Here is a 15,172-nt window from a genome sequence, read left to right on the forward strand (position 1 = left end):
TGGTCGCGCAAAGTGCTCGCATTCTGCGAATTGAGAGCACTTTGTGCGACCAACTCGAAGTGAGAGGGGTGGGGGCCACCCGAGGGGGAGGGGCCGCTCAGAAGTGGGTGAGGCCGCTGCCGATGACGACGGTGCCGAGCACGAGCAGCACGATGGTGGTGACGGTCGCGCTGTTGCGGGTGATCCACACCCGCGTCTCCTCGAGCGGCTTCGCCGTGCGGGCGGGGTCGGCGAGCGCGACGATGATCGGGGCGGCGAGCGTCGAGATGCCCAACACGACGAAGACCACGATGGCCACGACCGTCTCGGCGAACGAGGTGCTGCCGGTCGCGATGGCGACACCCGCGGCGATGGTGAGCAGCAGGTTCTTCGGTCGCAGCATGAGCACGAAGCCCACCCCGAGCGAGGGCAGCGGGCCGAGGCGGGTGAGCCGCGTCATCCACGCCGGGGTGGTGGCGGGCACCTCGTCGTCGAGCAGCGCGAGGCCGTCGGCCGACGAGTGCGCCTTGCGCCGGGCGCGCACGAGGCGGATCACCGCCATCACGATGAGGCCGGCTCCCACCACCCACTCGATCACCGCGATGAGCGGGCTGTGACCAGACCCGGGCACCGGCGGGATGAGCGAGGCGACCGCCGTGAACAGCCCGGTCAGCCCGGCGAGGCCGACGACGGCACCGATGAGGTACGCCAGACCCGACCATCGGCCGCGGGGCGACAGCAGGATGAGCACCATCACCACGATCGGCACCGAGCTGAGCGCCACGCCGAGCGCGAGAGGCAGGATGTGCCCGATGATCCCTGCCATGGCGTCAGTCTACGAGGCGGCGGGTTCCCTCGTCGGCGGAACGCGGCCCGTATCCTGGAGGAGTGACGCGGCACCTCTCCGAGCACCTCCTCACCGCGACACTGCTCGGTCGCTTCGTGACCGCCCGCTGGGGTCGCCGCTCCCGGTCGCGCGCCGCGTTCGAACGCCGCCGGGCACGCCTGCTCGCCGCCCTGCTGCGACGCGCGGGTCGCTCGCCGTTCTACGCGTCGCGGGTCGCTCCCGGCACCACCCGGCTCGCCGACTTCCCTGTGGTCGACAAGCACACGGTGCTCGCCCACTTCGATGAGCTGAACATCCGGGGCGTACGACTCGCCGAAGCGCTCGCCGTCGCGCTCGAGGCCGAGCGCAGCCGCGACTTCGCGCCGGTCGTGGCCGGCGACCTCACCGTGGGGCTCTCGAGCGGCACCTCCGGCCGGCGCGGCGTGTTCCTCGTGAGTCCCCGCGAGCGCATGCTCTGGGCAGGCACCGTGCTCGGCCGGCTGCTCGACACGGGCGCCCTGGGCCGCATCGCGCGGTTCTGGGAGCCGCCGCTGCGCATCGCCTTCTTCTTGCGAGCGGGCGGGCACCTCTACGAGTCGGTGTCGAGCTCGCGGGTGCGCTTCACCTTCTTCGACCTCACCGAGCCTCTCGACGTGCACCGCGCCGAACTCGCCCGCGCCGAGGCGGCGGGGGAGGCGCCCGAGCTGCTCGTGGCCCCCGCATCGATGCTCGACGCCCTGGCGCGCGACGCCCTGGCCGGTGCCTCGCAGTTCAGGCCGCTGCAGGTGGTGTCGGTCGCCGAGGTGCTCGAGCCCGACCTCGCCCGCCGCATCGAGGCGGCCTGGGGCCGGCCGGTGCGGCAGGTGTACCAGGCCACCGAGGGGCTGCTGGGGGTCACCTGCTCGGCGGGGGCGCTGCACCTCAACGAGGAGTCGGTGCTGGTCGAGCGCGAGTGGCTCGATGCGGCCCGAACCCGGTTCGTTCCGGTGCTGAGCGACGTCGAGCGCCGCACCCAGCTGGTGCTGCGCTATCGGCTCGACGACGTGCTCCGCATCGACCCGGCAGCCCCCGAACGCTGCTCCTGCGGCCGGGTGTCGACGGTGGTCGCCGAGGTGGAGGGGCGCGCCGACGCCGTTCTCGAGCTGCCGGCCACCGACGGGCGCCGAGTCGTCGAGCTGTTCCCCGACACCGTGCGCCAGGCCTTCGCCTCGGTGAGGCTGCCGCAGGGCGGCGAGCCCTTCGCCGACTGGACGCTCCGGCAGCGCGGGCTCGACCTGCACGTCTCGCTGCTCGACCCCGCCCCCGGCGCCGTCGACACTGTAGTGGCGGCGATCGAGCGCCTGCTCGAGAGCCACGGATGCGCGGCACAGCTGGTCGTCGAACCCTGGGCCGGGCGCGATCCGGCGACGAAGTTGCGGCGCATCGCGCGGGAGCCCGCCGCGTGACGCGCGAGACCACCCCGCCGGGCGAGGCCGCCGCGGCCGGCCCGATCCGCGTGCTCGTGACGGGGGCGTCGGGCTTCGTCGGCGGAGCGCTCGTCGAGCGCCTGCGCCACGACCCCGCCGTCGACGTGCGGGGCACCGGCCGGCGCGCCCTCGACGACGAGCTCTACCACTCGGTCGACCTCTCCCTACCGGGCGCAGAGGAGCAGCTAGCCGCGCTCGCGCCGTTCACCCCCGACGTGGTCGTGCACGCCGCGGCTCGCAGCGCACCCTGGGGCACCGCCGCCGAGTTCACCGCCGAGAACGTCGGCGCCACCCGTGCCGTCGTGCGCTACGCCGAGGGCCTCGCCCGGGCACCGCGCCTCGTGTTCGTGTCGACCGCATCCGTTCTCTACCAGGCGCGCGACCAGCTGCTGCTGCGCGACGACGCCCCGCTGCCCCCGCGCTTCGTGAACCGCTACGCCGCCACCAAGGCCGAGGCCGAGGAGGTCGTGCGCGGCTACCGCGGCGAGTGGGTGGTGCTGCGGCCGCGGGCGGTGTTTGGGCCGGGCGACACGACGCTCTACCCCCGTCTCGCCGCCCTCGCCGAGCGCGGGAGGCTCCCGCGCTTCAGGGAGCCGCGGGCCCGCCCCGTGCTAAGCGACCTGGTCTACATCGACAGCCTCGTCGAGTACCTCGTGCGGTCGCTCACCGCCGACGGGGTGCCCGGCCGCACGATCGCGGTCACCAACGCGCATCCGGTGCCGCTGCAGGCGACCCTCGCGCGGATCCTCACCGGTGCCGGGCTCCCGGCCCCCACCCGCACGGTGTCGCGGCGGGTCGCCCTGGCGGCGGCGACGGCGGTGGAGGCGGCGTGGCGGGTGCTCCGGCGTCGCGGGGAGCCCCCGATCACGAGATACTCGATCATCGTGTCAGCCTTCAGCAAGACCTTCGACGTGAGCCCGTGCCTCGCTCTGCTCGGCGAACCCGCGGTAACGCTCGATGAGGGGATCGAGCGCTTCATCGCCTCCGTGAAGGGCGAGCAGGGATGACGGCACGGATGCGCGCCCGCCTCGCCGCCGTCGCCACCTACCTCCCGGAGGAGCGCCGCTCGGCGGGCGAGACGGAGGCACGGCTGCGGCAGGAGAACCCCGACCTGGCCCTCCCGGCCGGGCTCGTCGCGCGGCTGACCGGTGTCGAGGCGGTGCACCTGCGCCCCGAGGGCTGGCAGACCTCCGACCTCGCCGTGGCCGCCGCCCGCACGGCGCTCGCCGAGTCGCCGGCGCCGATCGACCTGCTGCTGTTCGCCTCCGCCAGCCAAGACCTCATCGAACCCGCCACCAGCCACATCGTCTCGGCGAAGCTCGGCCTCGACTGCCCGGTGATGGACGTCAAGAACGCCTGCAACAGCGTCATCAACGCGCTCGAGGTCGCCGAGGCGCTCATCGCGGGCGGCCGCTACCGGCGCGTGCTCGTCGCGAGCGGCGAGCAGCCCTCCCACGCCGTGCGCTGGCGCGTCGACGACAAGGCGCAGTTCCTCCGCAGCTTCGCGGGCTACACGATGAGCGATGCCGGAGCCGCGGTGCTGCTCGAGGCGGCCCCGGCAGGGGCGGAGCAGGGGATCCTCGGCAGCAGGTTCATCGCCCACTCGGAGCACTGGCCCGTCGGCACCCTCCCCACCGGCGGGTCGGTGAACCCCCACGCCGAGGGCGGCAGCTACTTCGACATGGACGGCGCGGCCCTGCAGCGCGCCTTCGCCGAACTCGGTGTCGGGCTCGTCGAGGAGGCGCTCGCCGAGGTGGGCCACCGCGTCGACGAGCTCGACTTCGTCGCGGTGCATCAGGTGGCGGCGGCGTACCACGAGACCATCGTCGCGGCCCTCGGCCTCGATCCGGGCCGCTCGCTGCTCACCGTCGCCGAGCACGGCAACCTCGCCTCGGTGACCCTGCCCCTGCAGCTCCAGCTCGCCCGGGAGCGCGGCCTCGTCGGCCCCGGCAGCCTCGTGGCGCTGGTGGGGCTCGCGGGCGGCATCTCGCTCGGCGTGATGGTGGTGCGGCTGTGACGCGGGAGCGCCGTGGCGAGGCGGTGACGCGAACGGATGCGCGGGCCGTCGCCCCGGAGCGGCGGTGGGAGGAGCGGGTGCAGCGCACCGCGCATCCGCTCGTCTACCCGCTCCTCAGCCGGGTGCGGCGCCCGGTGCTGCGGGTGCCGCGCATCGGCGTCGTCGTCTCCGACGCCGCGGTGCTGCGCTCGGTGCTGCTCGACCAGGAGCGCTTCACGAAGACCGGGCCCGGCTCGCCCGCCGACCTGTGGACCCCGGTGCTCGGCCCCTCGGTGCTGCTCAACATGGAGGGCGCCGACCACCACGCCCTGCGCCGACGGCTCGCCCCCCTGTTCGCCCCCGGCTACGTCGCCGAGCTCACCCGGGACACCGTCGGTGCGTCGGCGGAACGTCTCACCGAGCGATTGCGCGCGGGGGAGCGGGTCGACCTCGTGGCCGAGGTGCGCGAGTACGCCGGGCGGGTGATCAGCCGGCTGGTCGGTCTCGACGAGGAGGTGCTCGGCGAGGAGCTGTTCGCGCGGGTCTCGGGGGTCACGGGGCTGGTGCGGCTGTCGCGTCCGCGGTTCACCGAGGAGCAGGCCACCGCCGCCCGCGCGGTGCTCGACGACCTCACCCGGCACGCCCGTCGCGCCTACCGCGACGGAAGTGCCGACACCGTGCCGGGGCGGATGCGCGAACTCGGCCTCGGGGAGAGTGAGGCGATGGGGGCGGTCGGGGCGTTCGTGCTCACCGGCACCGAGACCCTGGTGTCGTACCTTCCCCGCCTGATCGCCGTGCTCGCCGACACCGGATGGCTGGGGCGGCTCGCCCACGACCGCTCCCTCGTCGACGCCGCCGTCGCGGAGGGGCTCCGGGTGACGACGCCGTCGCCGGTGATGCTGCGCAGCGTCGTCGCCGAGGCGGAGCTCGCCGGCGTGCGGGTGCGGCCGGGTGACCGCCTGGTGCTGGCGACCTTCCTCGCCGACCGCGCATCCGGGGCCTTCGACCCCGTGGCGAACCCGGCTGCCTCGCTCAAGCAACTCTGGTTCGGCGCCGGGGCGCACTTCTGCCTGGGTGCACCGCTCGCCATGGCCCAGATCGGGCTCGTGCTCGAGGCGGTGCTCGCGGCCGAGCAGGAGGCTCCGCTCGAGATCGTCGACCGGCGAGCCCAGCGGCGAACCCTCATCCCGGGGTACCGCTCCCTGGTGCTCGCACGCCGGTAGAGTCTGATCATGCGCGCGCTCCTCTACAACGACGCCTACTCGGTCACCATGAGCGACGTCCCCGACCCCGTCATCGAGGTCTCGACCGATGCCATCGTGCGAGTCGTCGCCACCTGCGTCTGCGGGTCGGACCTCTGGTACTACCGGGGCGAGTCGGAGCGCCCGCCGGGCTCGCGCATCGGCCACGAGTTCATCGGCGTGGTCGAGGAGGTCGGCACCGACGTCGGGCACATCGCCGTGGGCGACTTCGTCGTGTCGCCCTTCATGTACAGCGACGGCAGCTGCGTGCACTGCGTGAACGGCATCACGAGCTCGTGCGTGCACGGCGGGTTCTACGCCTCGGGGGGCGTCGACGGCGGCCAGGGCCAATTCGTGCGGGTGCCGCTCGCCGACGGCACGCTCGTGGTGGTGCCGGGCGGTCAGCCCGCCGTCGAGCTGCTGCCCCACCTGCTCGCGCTCTCCGACGTCTACTGCACGGGGTTCCACGCCGCGACCACGGCCGGGGTGCGCCCGGGAGACGTGGTGGCGGTCGTGGGCGACGGTGCCGTGGGCCTCAGCGGGGTGCTCGCGGCCTCGCGCCTCGGCGCCTCCCGCATCGTCGCGCTCAGCCGCAACCCCGCCAGGCAGGCCATCGCCACCGCCTTCGGCGCCACCGACCTCGTCGAGAGCAGGGGAGCGGATGCGGTGACCGAGGTCGTGGAGCTCACGGGCGGTGTGGGGGTCGACGCTACGCTGGAGTGCGTGGGCACGGCCGAGTCGTTCACCACCGCGTTCGCCCTAGCGAGGCCGGGCAGCCGCGTGGGCATCGTGGGCATGCCGCACGACGTGGAGTTCCCGCTCGGCATCGCCTTCCGCAACAACGTCGGGCTCGGCGGGGGCCTCGCCCCGGCCCGGGCCTACCTGCCGCAGCTCCTCACCGAAGTGCTCGAGGGGCGCGTCGCGCCCGGGCAGGTGATCGACTACGAGGTGTCGTTCGAGAACCTCGCCGAAGGGTACGCGGCGATGGACGAACGGCGGGCCGTCAAGGCCTTCGCGAGGGTGTCGTGAGCGCGGCCGAGGAGCACCGCGCGGGCCTGCACCCCGCGGGCGAGGGTGCCGTCGGGTTCGGCGTCGCCGTCGCGCAGTTCGCGCCCGGCGACGACAAGGCGGCCAACCTCGCCACCATCCGTCGGCTCGCCCGCGAAGCCGCGGCGCGCGGTGCTTCGCTCGTGGTGTTCCCGGAGTACTCCTCCTACTTCGTCGACCCTCTGGGTGAGCTGCTGGTGCAGAACGCCGAACCGCTCGACGGCCCGTTCGTCACGGAGCTCGCAGCCCTCGCGAACGAACTCGACGTGCACCTCATCGCCGGTCTCGTGGCCACGGCCGCAGACCCGGGGCGCTTCGCGAACGTGCTGGTCGCCGTGTCGCCGACCGAGGGGCTCGTCGCCCGCTACAGCAAGCTGCACCTCTACGACGCGTTCGGTGGCCGGGAGAGCGACTGGGTGGAGGCAGGGCGCCTCGACGAGCCCGAGACCTTCTCGATCGAGGGCGTGACCATCGGGCTCCAGACCTGCTACGACATCCGCTTCCCCGAGGTGACGCGGCGGCTCGTCGATGCCGGTGCCGACCTCGTCGCCGTTCCCGCCGAGTGGGTGCGCGGCCCGCTGAAGGAGCACCATTGGCGCTCGCTCGTCGTGGCCAGGGCTCTCGAGAACACGATCTACGTCGCCGCCGCCGATCAGACCCCTCCGATCGGCGTGGGGTCGAGCCTCGTCGTCGACCCGATGGGGGTGACGATCGCCTCGCTCGGCGAGCGCGAAGACGTGGCGGTCGCCTGGGTCGATCCGCGGCGCATCGACGAGGTGCGCCGGGTGAACCCCGCCCTCGCGCTGCGGCGGTTTGAGGTCAGGCCCCGCTGAGCTGCAGCTGCGCCAGCTGGCCTGCCGCGCGCTCGAGCACCTCGGTCTTCTTGCAGAACGCGAAGCGCACGAGGCTCGAGTACTCCTCGGCCAGCGCAGGGTGGCAGAAGGCGCTGATCGGAACCCCGACGACGCCGGCGAGGCCGGGGAGCTCCCGGCAGAGCGCCGCGCCGTCGCGGTAGCCGAGCGGCGCGGCGTCGGCCACAACGAAGTAGGTGCCCTGCGGGGTCGAGACATCGAACCCCGCCGCCCGGAGGCCCGCCGAGAGCAGGTCGCGCTTGGCTTCCAGCGTCGAGGCGATGCCCTCGTAGAAGGAGTCGGGAAGTGCCAGCCCCGCGGCGACGGCGGGCTGGAAGGGCGCACCCGAGGTGAAGGTGAGGAACTGCTTCACCGCCGTGATCGCCGTCACCAGCTCGGGTGTCGAGACGATCCACCCGATCTTCCACCCCGTGGTGCTGAAGGTCTTGCCCGCCGACGAGATGGTGACGGTGCGTTCGCGCGCGCCGGGGAGCGTCGCCACCGGAACCGGCTTCACCCCGAAGGTGAGGTGCTCGTACACCTCGTCGGTGACGATCACCGCGTCGTGCTCCTCGGCCAGCTCGACCACGAGCTCGAGGGTCTCGCGGGGGAGCACGGCACCGGTCGGGTTGTGCGGGTTGTTGATCAGGATGACCCGGGTGCGGTCGGTCACCGCGGCTCTCAGGTCGTCGTGGTCGGGCTGGAAGTCGGGCAGCCGGAGCGGCACGGTGGTGTGCACGCCGCGCGCGAGGGCGATGAGCCCGCCGTAGGCGTCGTAGAAGGGCTCCAGGGTGAGCACCTCGTCGCCCTCGTCGACAAGGGCGAGGATGGTGGCGGCCAAGGCCTCGGTCGCTCCTGCGGTGACGAGCACCTCGGTGTCGCCGTCGACGTCGAGGTCGTAGAAGCGCTTCTGGTGGTCGGCGACGGCGTGCCGGAGGGCCGGGATGCCGGGGCCCGGCGGGTACTGATTCACCCCGTCGGCGATGGCCTGACGGGCGATCTCGAGAACTTCGGCCGGTCCGTCCTCGTCGGGGAAGCCCTGGCCGAGGTTGATGGCTCCGGTGCGCTGGGCGAGTCCGCTCATCTCGGCGAAGATCGTCGAGGCGATACGGCCGTCGGCGCCGAGGAGGCCGGCACCTCGTGCCGTACGCTGCCAGGATCCGCTGATGCTCATGGGTGTCTCCGATTCGGGTCGCCCTCCAACCTACCGGCTGCCCGACAGCCTCTCCTCTTCGCCCGAGCACGCCGGTCACCTGCCCCGGATGCACTCCTTAGCTCCGTCATAACCACACGGCAGTCGGCGCACAGCCTGTCCATAGAGTTCCCTCAGCTTGGGTGAGGAAGCTTGCGAGTGCTTGGAAGGAGCACCACATGTCAGACAGCACCGAGAACCCCGACCACATCTCGGCCGACAGCACCGGCGAGGCCGCCGCCCCCGAGACTTCTGCAGCCCCTCAGGCTGCCCCCATCGCTCCCGCGGCTTCCGAGGCCCCGGCCGGCCACAACGCCCCGGCAGTCCCCGAAGCCCCGGCCGCTCCGAACGACAACACCACCGTCGTGGTTCCCCCGGTCGTCGCCCCCGTGCAGAACCAGGTGCCGGCAGCGCAGCCCACCACGCCGTACCCCGCCCAGGGCTTCCCGGCGGCACCGCAGGGTTACCAGGCCCCGCACACCCCCGCTCAGCCGGCCCCGCACCCGGGTTACGGCCAGCAGCAGGCCGTGCGCCACCCCGGGTACGCCCAGGCCGCTCCCGCCACGGCCGGCGCCTCTTACGGCAACGGCTCCTTCGGCACCCCGCCCGCCGGCGGCGCGAGCTACGGCGCGGTTCCCGACCCGAACTTCAACTCCGCCCACTACGCGGCGTCGGGCGCCTACACCAACCAGGCGAACCAGCAGCGCAAGCCGAAGAAGCAGCGCCGCGGCGGCGTCGCCCTCGTGGCGGCCCTCGCCATCGGCGCCCTCATCGGCGGCGCCTCCGGTGCCGGTGTCACCGCCTGGGCCGTGAACCAGAACGGCGGCGGCTCCAGCACGAGCGCCTCGAGCCCCACGAGCATCACCGTGAACAACCCCGGCGACGCGAACCTCATCACCGCGGTAGCGGCGAAGGCCTCTCCTTCCGTGGTCACCATCTCGGTGGCGAGCGACCAGGCCGCGGGCACGGGTTCCGGCGTCATCCTGAGCTCCGACGGCTACGTCGTCACGAACACCCACGTGGTCACGCTCGACGGCGAGACCGCCGACGCGAGCATCAACGTGCAGACGAACGACGGCAAGCTCTACAAGGCGACCGTCGTCGGCACCGACCCGGTCGCCGACCTCGCCGTCATCAAGCTCACCGACGCCTCAGGCCTCACGCCGATCGAGTTCGGCGACTCCTCGAAGCTCAACGTGGGTGACGTCGCCATCGCCATCGGCGCGCCGCTCGGGCTCTCCGGCACGGTTACCAACGGCATCGTGAGCGCGCTCAACCGCAGCATCACGGTGGCCTCGTCCGCTGCTCCGAACGACACCGAGACGAACCCCGCACCCGACCAGAACGGCGACGGGTCGCAGGGCCCCTACGACTTCTGGAACTTCGACATCCCCGGCCAGGGCGGCTCGGAGGGCCAGCAGGGTCAGCAGGCCCCGTCGCAGCAGCAGTCCATCTCGCTCTCGGTCATCCAGACCGACGCCGCGATCAACCCCGGCAACTCCGGTGGCGCCCTGCTCGATTCGGAGGGCAAGCTCATCGGCATCAACGTCGCCATCGCGAGTGCGGGCTCCTCGAGCAGCAGCAGCGCCTCGGGCAACATCGGTGTCGGCTTCTCCATCCCGGTCAACCTGGTCAAGCGCATCACCGAGGAGATCATCGACAACGGCAGCGCCACCCACGGCCTCCTCGGAGCGACGGTCGGCGACGCCGCCTCGGCCGAGGGCAGCACCACCGCGGGAGCGATCATCCAGTCGGTCACCTCGGGTGGCGCCGCCGAGAAGGCGGGCCTCCAGGCGGGCGACGTGGTCACCGAGTTCAACGGCCTCCCGGTCACCGACTCGATCGACCTCACCGCCCTGGTGCGCACCCAGGCCGCCGGAGCCGACGCGAAGATCACCTACCTGCGCGGCGGCGACTCGAAGACCATCGACGTCACCCTCGGGCAGCTCACGCAGTAACCGGCGGGAGCCCGGCGCTCCGACCCCACTCCTGACGAGGCTGGTAGGCTCGTCGTCGCCCTCAGGCGGCGTCGGCCCACCGGCCTCGTCGGCGTGCGGCGACGAGCGAACGGATGCGATGACCCAGCCCCGCGACGAGACCGAGGCGCCCCACGGTGAGGTGCTTCCCGGTGTCTCCTACGTGATGCCGGTGCTCAACGAGGTCACCCACGTGGAGGCGGCGATCGCGAGCCTGCTCGACCAGGACTACCGGGGCCCGTTCGACGTCATCGTCGCCCTCGGCCCCTCGATCGACGGCACGACCGAGCTCGTGGAGCGACTCTCCCGGGTCGACCGCCGCATCCGGGTGATCGACAACCCCACGGGCTCCACCCCGAGCGGGTTGAACGTCGCCATCGAGGCGTCGCAGCATCCGATCGTCATCAGGGTCGACGCCCATTCCCTGCTGCCCCGCGACTACGCGCGCACCGCGGTCGAGACCATCCTCCGCACGAAGGCCGCCAACGTCGGCGGCATCATGAAGGCCGAGGGCACCACGCCGTTCGAGTCGGCGGTCGCCCTCGCCTACGGCTCCAAAGCCGGGCTCGGCGGCGGCGCCCACCACCTGGGCGGCGAGGAGGGGCCCGCCGAGACGGTCTACCTCGGCGTGTTCGACCGTTCCTGGCTCAGCAGGGTCGGGCTGTTCAACGAAGACATCAGGCGCGGGCAGGACTGGGAGCTCAACCGCCGTCTGCGGGCCGCCGGCGGCGTGGTCTGGTTCACCCCGAAGCTCGTGGTGGTCTACCGCCCCCGCCCGTCGCTCGAGCGGCTCGCCCGGCAGTTCTTCTCCACCGGACTCTGGCGCGGGGAGCTCGCCCGGCGATTCTTCTCGGCGAACGCCCTGCGCTACTTCGTGCCGCCCGTCATGGTGACTGCGGCCGTGCTGGGCTTCGTGCTCGGGGTGGTCGGGCTCGTCAGCGCGCTGGCGGGCGGCGGGCCCGCCTCCTGGCTCCTCGTCGGCTTCGTCGTTCCCGCCGTCTACCTGCTCTTCGTCGCCGTCGCGGCGCTGGGCGCGGCCCGGAAGGAGGGTGCGCCAACCGGGGTATGGTTTCTCGTAGTCCTGCCGTGCATCCACTTCAGCTGGGGTCTCGGCTTCATCCTCGGCTTCCTCAAGCTGACGAAGAACATCGCCGCGCACACGGGAAGGTGACAGTGCCGATTACCGCAGGGCCGAACGCCGCAGGGCCGAACACCGCCCGCCCCGGCTCGATCGCCGAGCTCAAGGCCGTGGCCCAGCCGCCCGAGGTGCGCGGCCGGCGCAACGCCGAGCACTGGACGGCCTCGCTCTACCTCAGGCGGCTCTCGCCCTACGTCACCTGGGTGCTGCTGAAGACCTCCATCTCGGCCAACGGCGTGACCGGGCTCATGATCCTCACCGGCTGGGCCACCGCAGCGGCCCTGCTCATCCCGGGCATCGCGGGCGCCGCCCTCGCCCTGGTGCTCGGCCAGATGCAGATGCTCGTCGACTGCTGCGACGGCGAGGTCGCCCGCTGGCGGCGCACCTCGTCTCCCGCGGGCGTCTTCCTCGACAAGGTCGGGCACTACACGACCGAGGCGCTCATCCCGATCGTGCTCGGCATCCGCGCCGCCGGCTTCCCCTTCGACACGCCCGACGACTTCCTCTGGACCACCCTCGGCCTCCTGCTCGCCCTCGTCATCGTGCTGAACAAGGCGCTCAACGACATGGTGCACGTCGCTCGGGCGAACGCCGGGCTGGAGAAACTCGCCGACAAGCAGGGCGAGTCGGAACCCTCGCAGGCCCTCGTGGCGAAGCTCCGCCGGGCCGCCCGGTTCGTGCCGTTCCACCGGCTCTACCACTCGGTCGAGCTCACCATGCTGGTGTTCGTCTTCGCCGTGGTGGGCCTGTTCATCGGTGGGGTGCTTGCCGACCGCATCCTGCTGGTGGCGCTGGTGCCGCTGTCGATGCTCGCGCTGGTGGGGCACTTCGTGGCCATCATGGCGTCGAAGCGGGTGCGGTCCTGAGCACCGCACCCACCGTCGGCGTGGTGCTGCTCACCCGGGGCACGCGGCCCGCCGAGCTGCTCCGAGGCGCCGAGTCGCTCCTCGCCCAGCGGGGGGTGACGCTCGACATCGTCTGCGTGGGCAACGGCTGGGTGCCCGAGGGGCTCCCGGATGCGGTGCGCACCCTGGCACTGCCCGAGAACGTCGGCATCCCGGCCGGCCGCAACGCCGGCGCCCGGGTCGTGACGGGGGAGTACGTGTTCTTCCTCGACGACGACGCGAGCCTGCCCGACCCCGGCTTCCTCGCCGACGCGATCGTGAAGCTCGTCGCCGACCCGCGCATCGGGCTGCTCCAGCCGCGGGTCGTCGACCCGTCGGGCGCCACCAACCCGAGGCGCTGGGTGCCCCGCATCCGCAAGGGCGACGCGGGCGACTCCGGGCCGGTGTTCTCGGTGTGGGAGGGTGCGACACTCCTGCCGCGGGCGGTGTTCGATCGCACCGGGGGGTGGGCCGCGCCGTTCTTCTACGCCCACGAGGGCATCGAGCTGGCCTGGCGGGTGTGGAACCAGGGGCTCGTCACCTGGTACGCCGGCGACCTCGTCGCCAACCACCCGGCGATCGAGCCCACCCGTCACGCCTACTACTACCGGCTGAACGCGCGCAATCGGGTCTGGCTCGCCAAGCGCAACCTGCCGTGGCTATTGGTGCCGCTGTACGTGGGCAGCTGGACGGGCATCCAGGTGCTGCGCTGGGCGCGTCGGCCGGCGGCCTTGCGCGCCTGGTTCGGCGGCTGGGCGGAAGGGTGGCGGAGCGACGCGGGGGAGCGGCGGCCGATGTCGTGGCGCACGGTGGCGCGGATGGCGCGGGCGGGCCGGCCCCCGGTCGTCTGAGCGCCGCAGCACGACCGCGAAGGTCACGATTGCCTAAAGAAGACCCGGGTGGCCGCTGATCGGTCGGGCTCGGCCCGAGCCCATGGTTAGCCTTGTGCGGTGGGATTGATGAACGACGCGAAACTCGGCTGGCGCGTGGCGCGCGACCTCCTGCGGTCGCGGCGCATCCGGTCGAAGCTCGCCTCCCAGCTCGAGGCCCGCGGCCCGCTTCCGAAGCGCCGCTACGAGATCGGGGTGTACTTCGCCGACGGCGACGTGAACCTCTATCAGCTGCGCCAGTGGTACCGCCCGCTGGCCGAGCTCGACAAGACACACCCCGTCGTCATCCTGAGCCGTAACCCCACCGCCACCTCCGCCCTTCTCGAGGAGTCACCGGTTCCGGTCGCCCATGTGCGCTCGGTGCGCTCGCTCGAAGAGCTGCTGCTCGACCATGAGCTCAAGATCGTGTTCTACGTCAATCAGAACGCCCGCAACTTCCAGATGATGCGGTACGGCCGTCGCTGGCACGTGTTCATCAATCACGGCGAGAGCGACAAGATGTACATGACGACGAACCAGTTCAAGGCCTACGACTACAGCTTCGTCGCCGGAGACGCCGCCATCTCGCGGCTGCAGCGCGTGCTCTGGGACTACGACTTCGACAAGCGCGCCATCCGCATCGGGCGCCCCCAGGCCGACCACTACGCCGGCACAGTGCCGTTCACCGCCGACCACCGCCAGGTCGTGCTCTACGCGCCCACCTGGGAGGGTGACCGCGCCGCAGCCCACTACGGGTCGATCGCCAGCCACGGGGTCTCTCTCGTGCGCGACCTGCTCGCCTCGCCCGACCACAGGCTCATCTACCGGCCGCACCCGCGCAGCGGCGTCGTCGACCCGGCGTACGGCGCGGCGAACCGGGAGATCGTGGCCATGATCGCCGCGGCAAACCGTGCCGACCCGTCGGCCGGGCACGTCTACGACACCGGGCCCGAGCTCGGCTGGCAGCTCGCCGCCGCCGACGTGGCGATCGTCGACGTCTCGGCGATGATCTACGACCGCCTCGCCACCGGCAAGCCCCTCCTGGTCACCCGGCCGGTGTCGCCGGATGCTCAGCTCGACACGGGCGGCTACCTCTCCGACTGCGAATGGTTGTCTGCCGAGGAGGCACCCGCGGTGCGCTCGCGCCTCGACCAGGTCTCGCACGACTCCGCCGCCGGGGTGCGTCTCGGCCGCTGGGTCGAGCACTACTTCGGCGACACGACGCCCGGCGCGGCGACGGCGCGGTTCCACGAGGCCGTCGAGCACCTGTTCGCGGAGTGGTCGCGGAACGCGGCGCTGCACGCGCGCGACCTTCCCGTCGACCTGCGCGACCACGAGGTGACCGCCGACGACGACGAACGGCTCACGGCCTGAGGGGTGGCGCGCGGCGCCGTCGGTACCTACCGGCGCTGCGTCAGGAGTGGCTGGAGCGTGCCAGCGCGTACTTCGCGATGAGCACGACGACACCGGCGACCAGCAGTACCACGGCGGCGGTGACGAGCATCGGCGTGAAGTCGTAGCCCGTCTGCGCGAGCACCGGCTGCGTCTCGTCGCGCTGGCCGGCCCAGGCCGCCGAACTCGCCCCGAGCACGACGGCTGCGGTGGCCGCGAGCACTCCCACGAAGGCGACGACGGCGCGGCGGAGGCGGCGGGTGATGGTCACGCTCGGCCTCCTGACGTCGTCTCGTCGCATCTTCGTGCTGCCCG

Annotated in this window: 14 protein-coding genes; 11 read left to right on the top strand and 3 right to left on the bottom strand. The window is 72.3% G+C overall.

Going from position 1 to position 15,172, the window contains the following annotated elements:
• Positions 1-97: 97 nt before the first annotated feature.
• A complete protein-coding gene (locus ABFY20_RS07965; RefSeq protein ID WP_368499399.1) occupies positions 98-805 on the bottom strand; it encodes a GAP family protein in 708 nt (235 codons plus the stop codon).
• A 62-nt stretch (positions 806-867) separates the two neighbouring features.
• Between ABFY20_RS07965 and ABFY20_RS07970 the strand changes: the two genes are divergently transcribed.
• From ABFY20_RS07970 to ABFY20_RS07995, 6 genes are read left to right on the top strand one after another with little or no spacing between them, the layout of a single operon-like run.
• Positions 868-2,250 carry a F390 synthetase-related protein gene (locus tag ABFY20_RS07970; protein ID WP_368499400.1) on the top strand — a complete coding sequence of 461 codons (1,383 nt, stop codon included), beginning with the start codon at positions 868-870 and terminating at the stop codon, positions 2,248-2,250.
• A complete protein-coding gene (locus ABFY20_RS07975; protein ID WP_368499401.1) occupies positions 2,247-3,278 on the top strand; it encodes an NAD-dependent epimerase/dehydratase family protein in 1,032 nt (343 codons plus the stop codon). Before ABFY20_RS07970 ends, ABFY20_RS07975 begins: the two co-directional genes overlap by 4 nt.
• On the top strand, positions 3,275-4,288 hold the full coding sequence (locus ABFY20_RS07980) for a 3-oxoacyl-ACP synthase III family protein (RefSeq protein WP_368499402.1): 1,014 nt from the start codon (positions 3,275-3,277) through the stop codon (positions 4,286-4,288). Before ABFY20_RS07975 ends, ABFY20_RS07980 begins: the two co-directional genes overlap by 4 nt.
• Positions 4,285-5,490, top strand: coding sequence for a cytochrome P450 (locus ABFY20_RS07985; RefSeq protein ID WP_368499403.1), 1,206 nt, complete (start codon positions 4,285-4,287; stop codon positions 5,488-5,490). Before ABFY20_RS07980 ends, ABFY20_RS07985 begins: the two co-directional genes overlap by 4 nt.
• 9 nt (positions 5,491-5,499) lie before the next feature.
• Positions 5,500-6,537 carry an alcohol dehydrogenase catalytic domain-containing protein gene (locus tag ABFY20_RS07990; RefSeq protein ID WP_368499404.1) on the top strand — a complete coding sequence of 346 codons (1,038 nt, stop codon included), beginning with the start codon at positions 5,500-5,502 and terminating at the stop codon, positions 6,535-6,537.
• A gap of 26 nt (positions 6,538-6,563) precedes the next feature.
• On the top strand, positions 6,564-7,388 hold the full coding sequence (locus tag ABFY20_RS07995) for a carbon-nitrogen hydrolase family protein (protein WP_368499753.1): 825 nt from the start codon (positions 6,564-6,566) through the stop codon (positions 7,386-7,388).
• Here ABFY20_RS07995 and ABFY20_RS08000 read toward each other — a convergent pair.
• A complete protein-coding gene (locus tag ABFY20_RS08000) occupies positions 7,375-8,580 on the bottom strand; it encodes an aminotransferase class I/II-fold pyridoxal phosphate-dependent enzyme (RefSeq protein WP_368499405.1) in 1,206 nt (401 codons plus the stop codon). The two genes, ABFY20_RS07995 and ABFY20_RS08000, sit on opposite strands and share 14 nt — an antisense overlap.
• Before the next feature lie 197 nt (positions 8,581-8,777).
• Between ABFY20_RS08000 and ABFY20_RS08005 the strand changes: the two genes are divergently transcribed.
• The 5 genes from ABFY20_RS08005 (at position 8,778) to ABFY20_RS08025 (ending at position 14,839) form a co-directional block, all read left to right on the top strand.
• Positions 8,778-10,556: a S1C family serine protease gene (locus tag ABFY20_RS08005; protein WP_368499406.1), complete on the top strand. Its 1,779-nt coding sequence runs from the start codon at positions 8,778-8,780 to the stop codon at positions 10,554-10,556.
• 118 nt (positions 10,557-10,674) lie between these two features.
• On the top strand, positions 10,675-11,745 hold the full coding sequence (locus ABFY20_RS08010; protein WP_368499407.1) for a glycosyltransferase family 2 protein: 1,071 nt from the start codon (positions 10,675-10,677) through the stop codon (positions 11,743-11,745).
• Positions 11,746-11,747: 2 nt separating this feature from the next.
• Positions 11,748-12,578, top strand: a complete 831-nt coding sequence (locus tag ABFY20_RS08015) for a CDP-alcohol phosphatidyltransferase family protein (RefSeq protein WP_368499408.1) — start codon at positions 11,748-11,750, stop codon at positions 12,576-12,578.
• Positions 12,575-13,447, top strand: coding sequence for a glycosyltransferase family 2 protein (locus ABFY20_RS08020; RefSeq protein WP_368499754.1), 873 nt, complete (start codon positions 12,575-12,577; stop codon positions 13,445-13,447). Before ABFY20_RS08015 ends, ABFY20_RS08020 begins: the two co-directional genes overlap by 4 nt.
• Before the next feature lie 99 nt (positions 13,448-13,546).
• A complete protein-coding gene (locus ABFY20_RS08025) occupies positions 13,547-14,839 on the top strand; it encodes a CDP-glycerol glycerophosphotransferase family protein (protein WP_368499409.1) in 1,293 nt (430 codons plus the stop codon).
• Positions 14,840-14,879: 40 nt separating this feature from the next.
• Here the strand turns inward: ABFY20_RS08025 and ABFY20_RS08030 are convergent, their stop codons facing one another.
• On the bottom strand, positions 14,880-15,128 hold the full coding sequence (locus ABFY20_RS08030) for a hypothetical protein (RefSeq protein WP_368499410.1): 249 nt from the start codon (positions 15,126-15,128) through the stop codon (positions 14,880-14,882).
• Between the last annotated feature and the right edge of the window lie 44 nt (positions 15,129-15,172).

It is taken from the genome of Herbiconiux sp. A18JL235, assembly GCF_040939305.1.
GTDB lineage: Bacteria > Actinomycetota > Actinomycetes > Actinomycetales > Microbacteriaceae > Herbiconiux.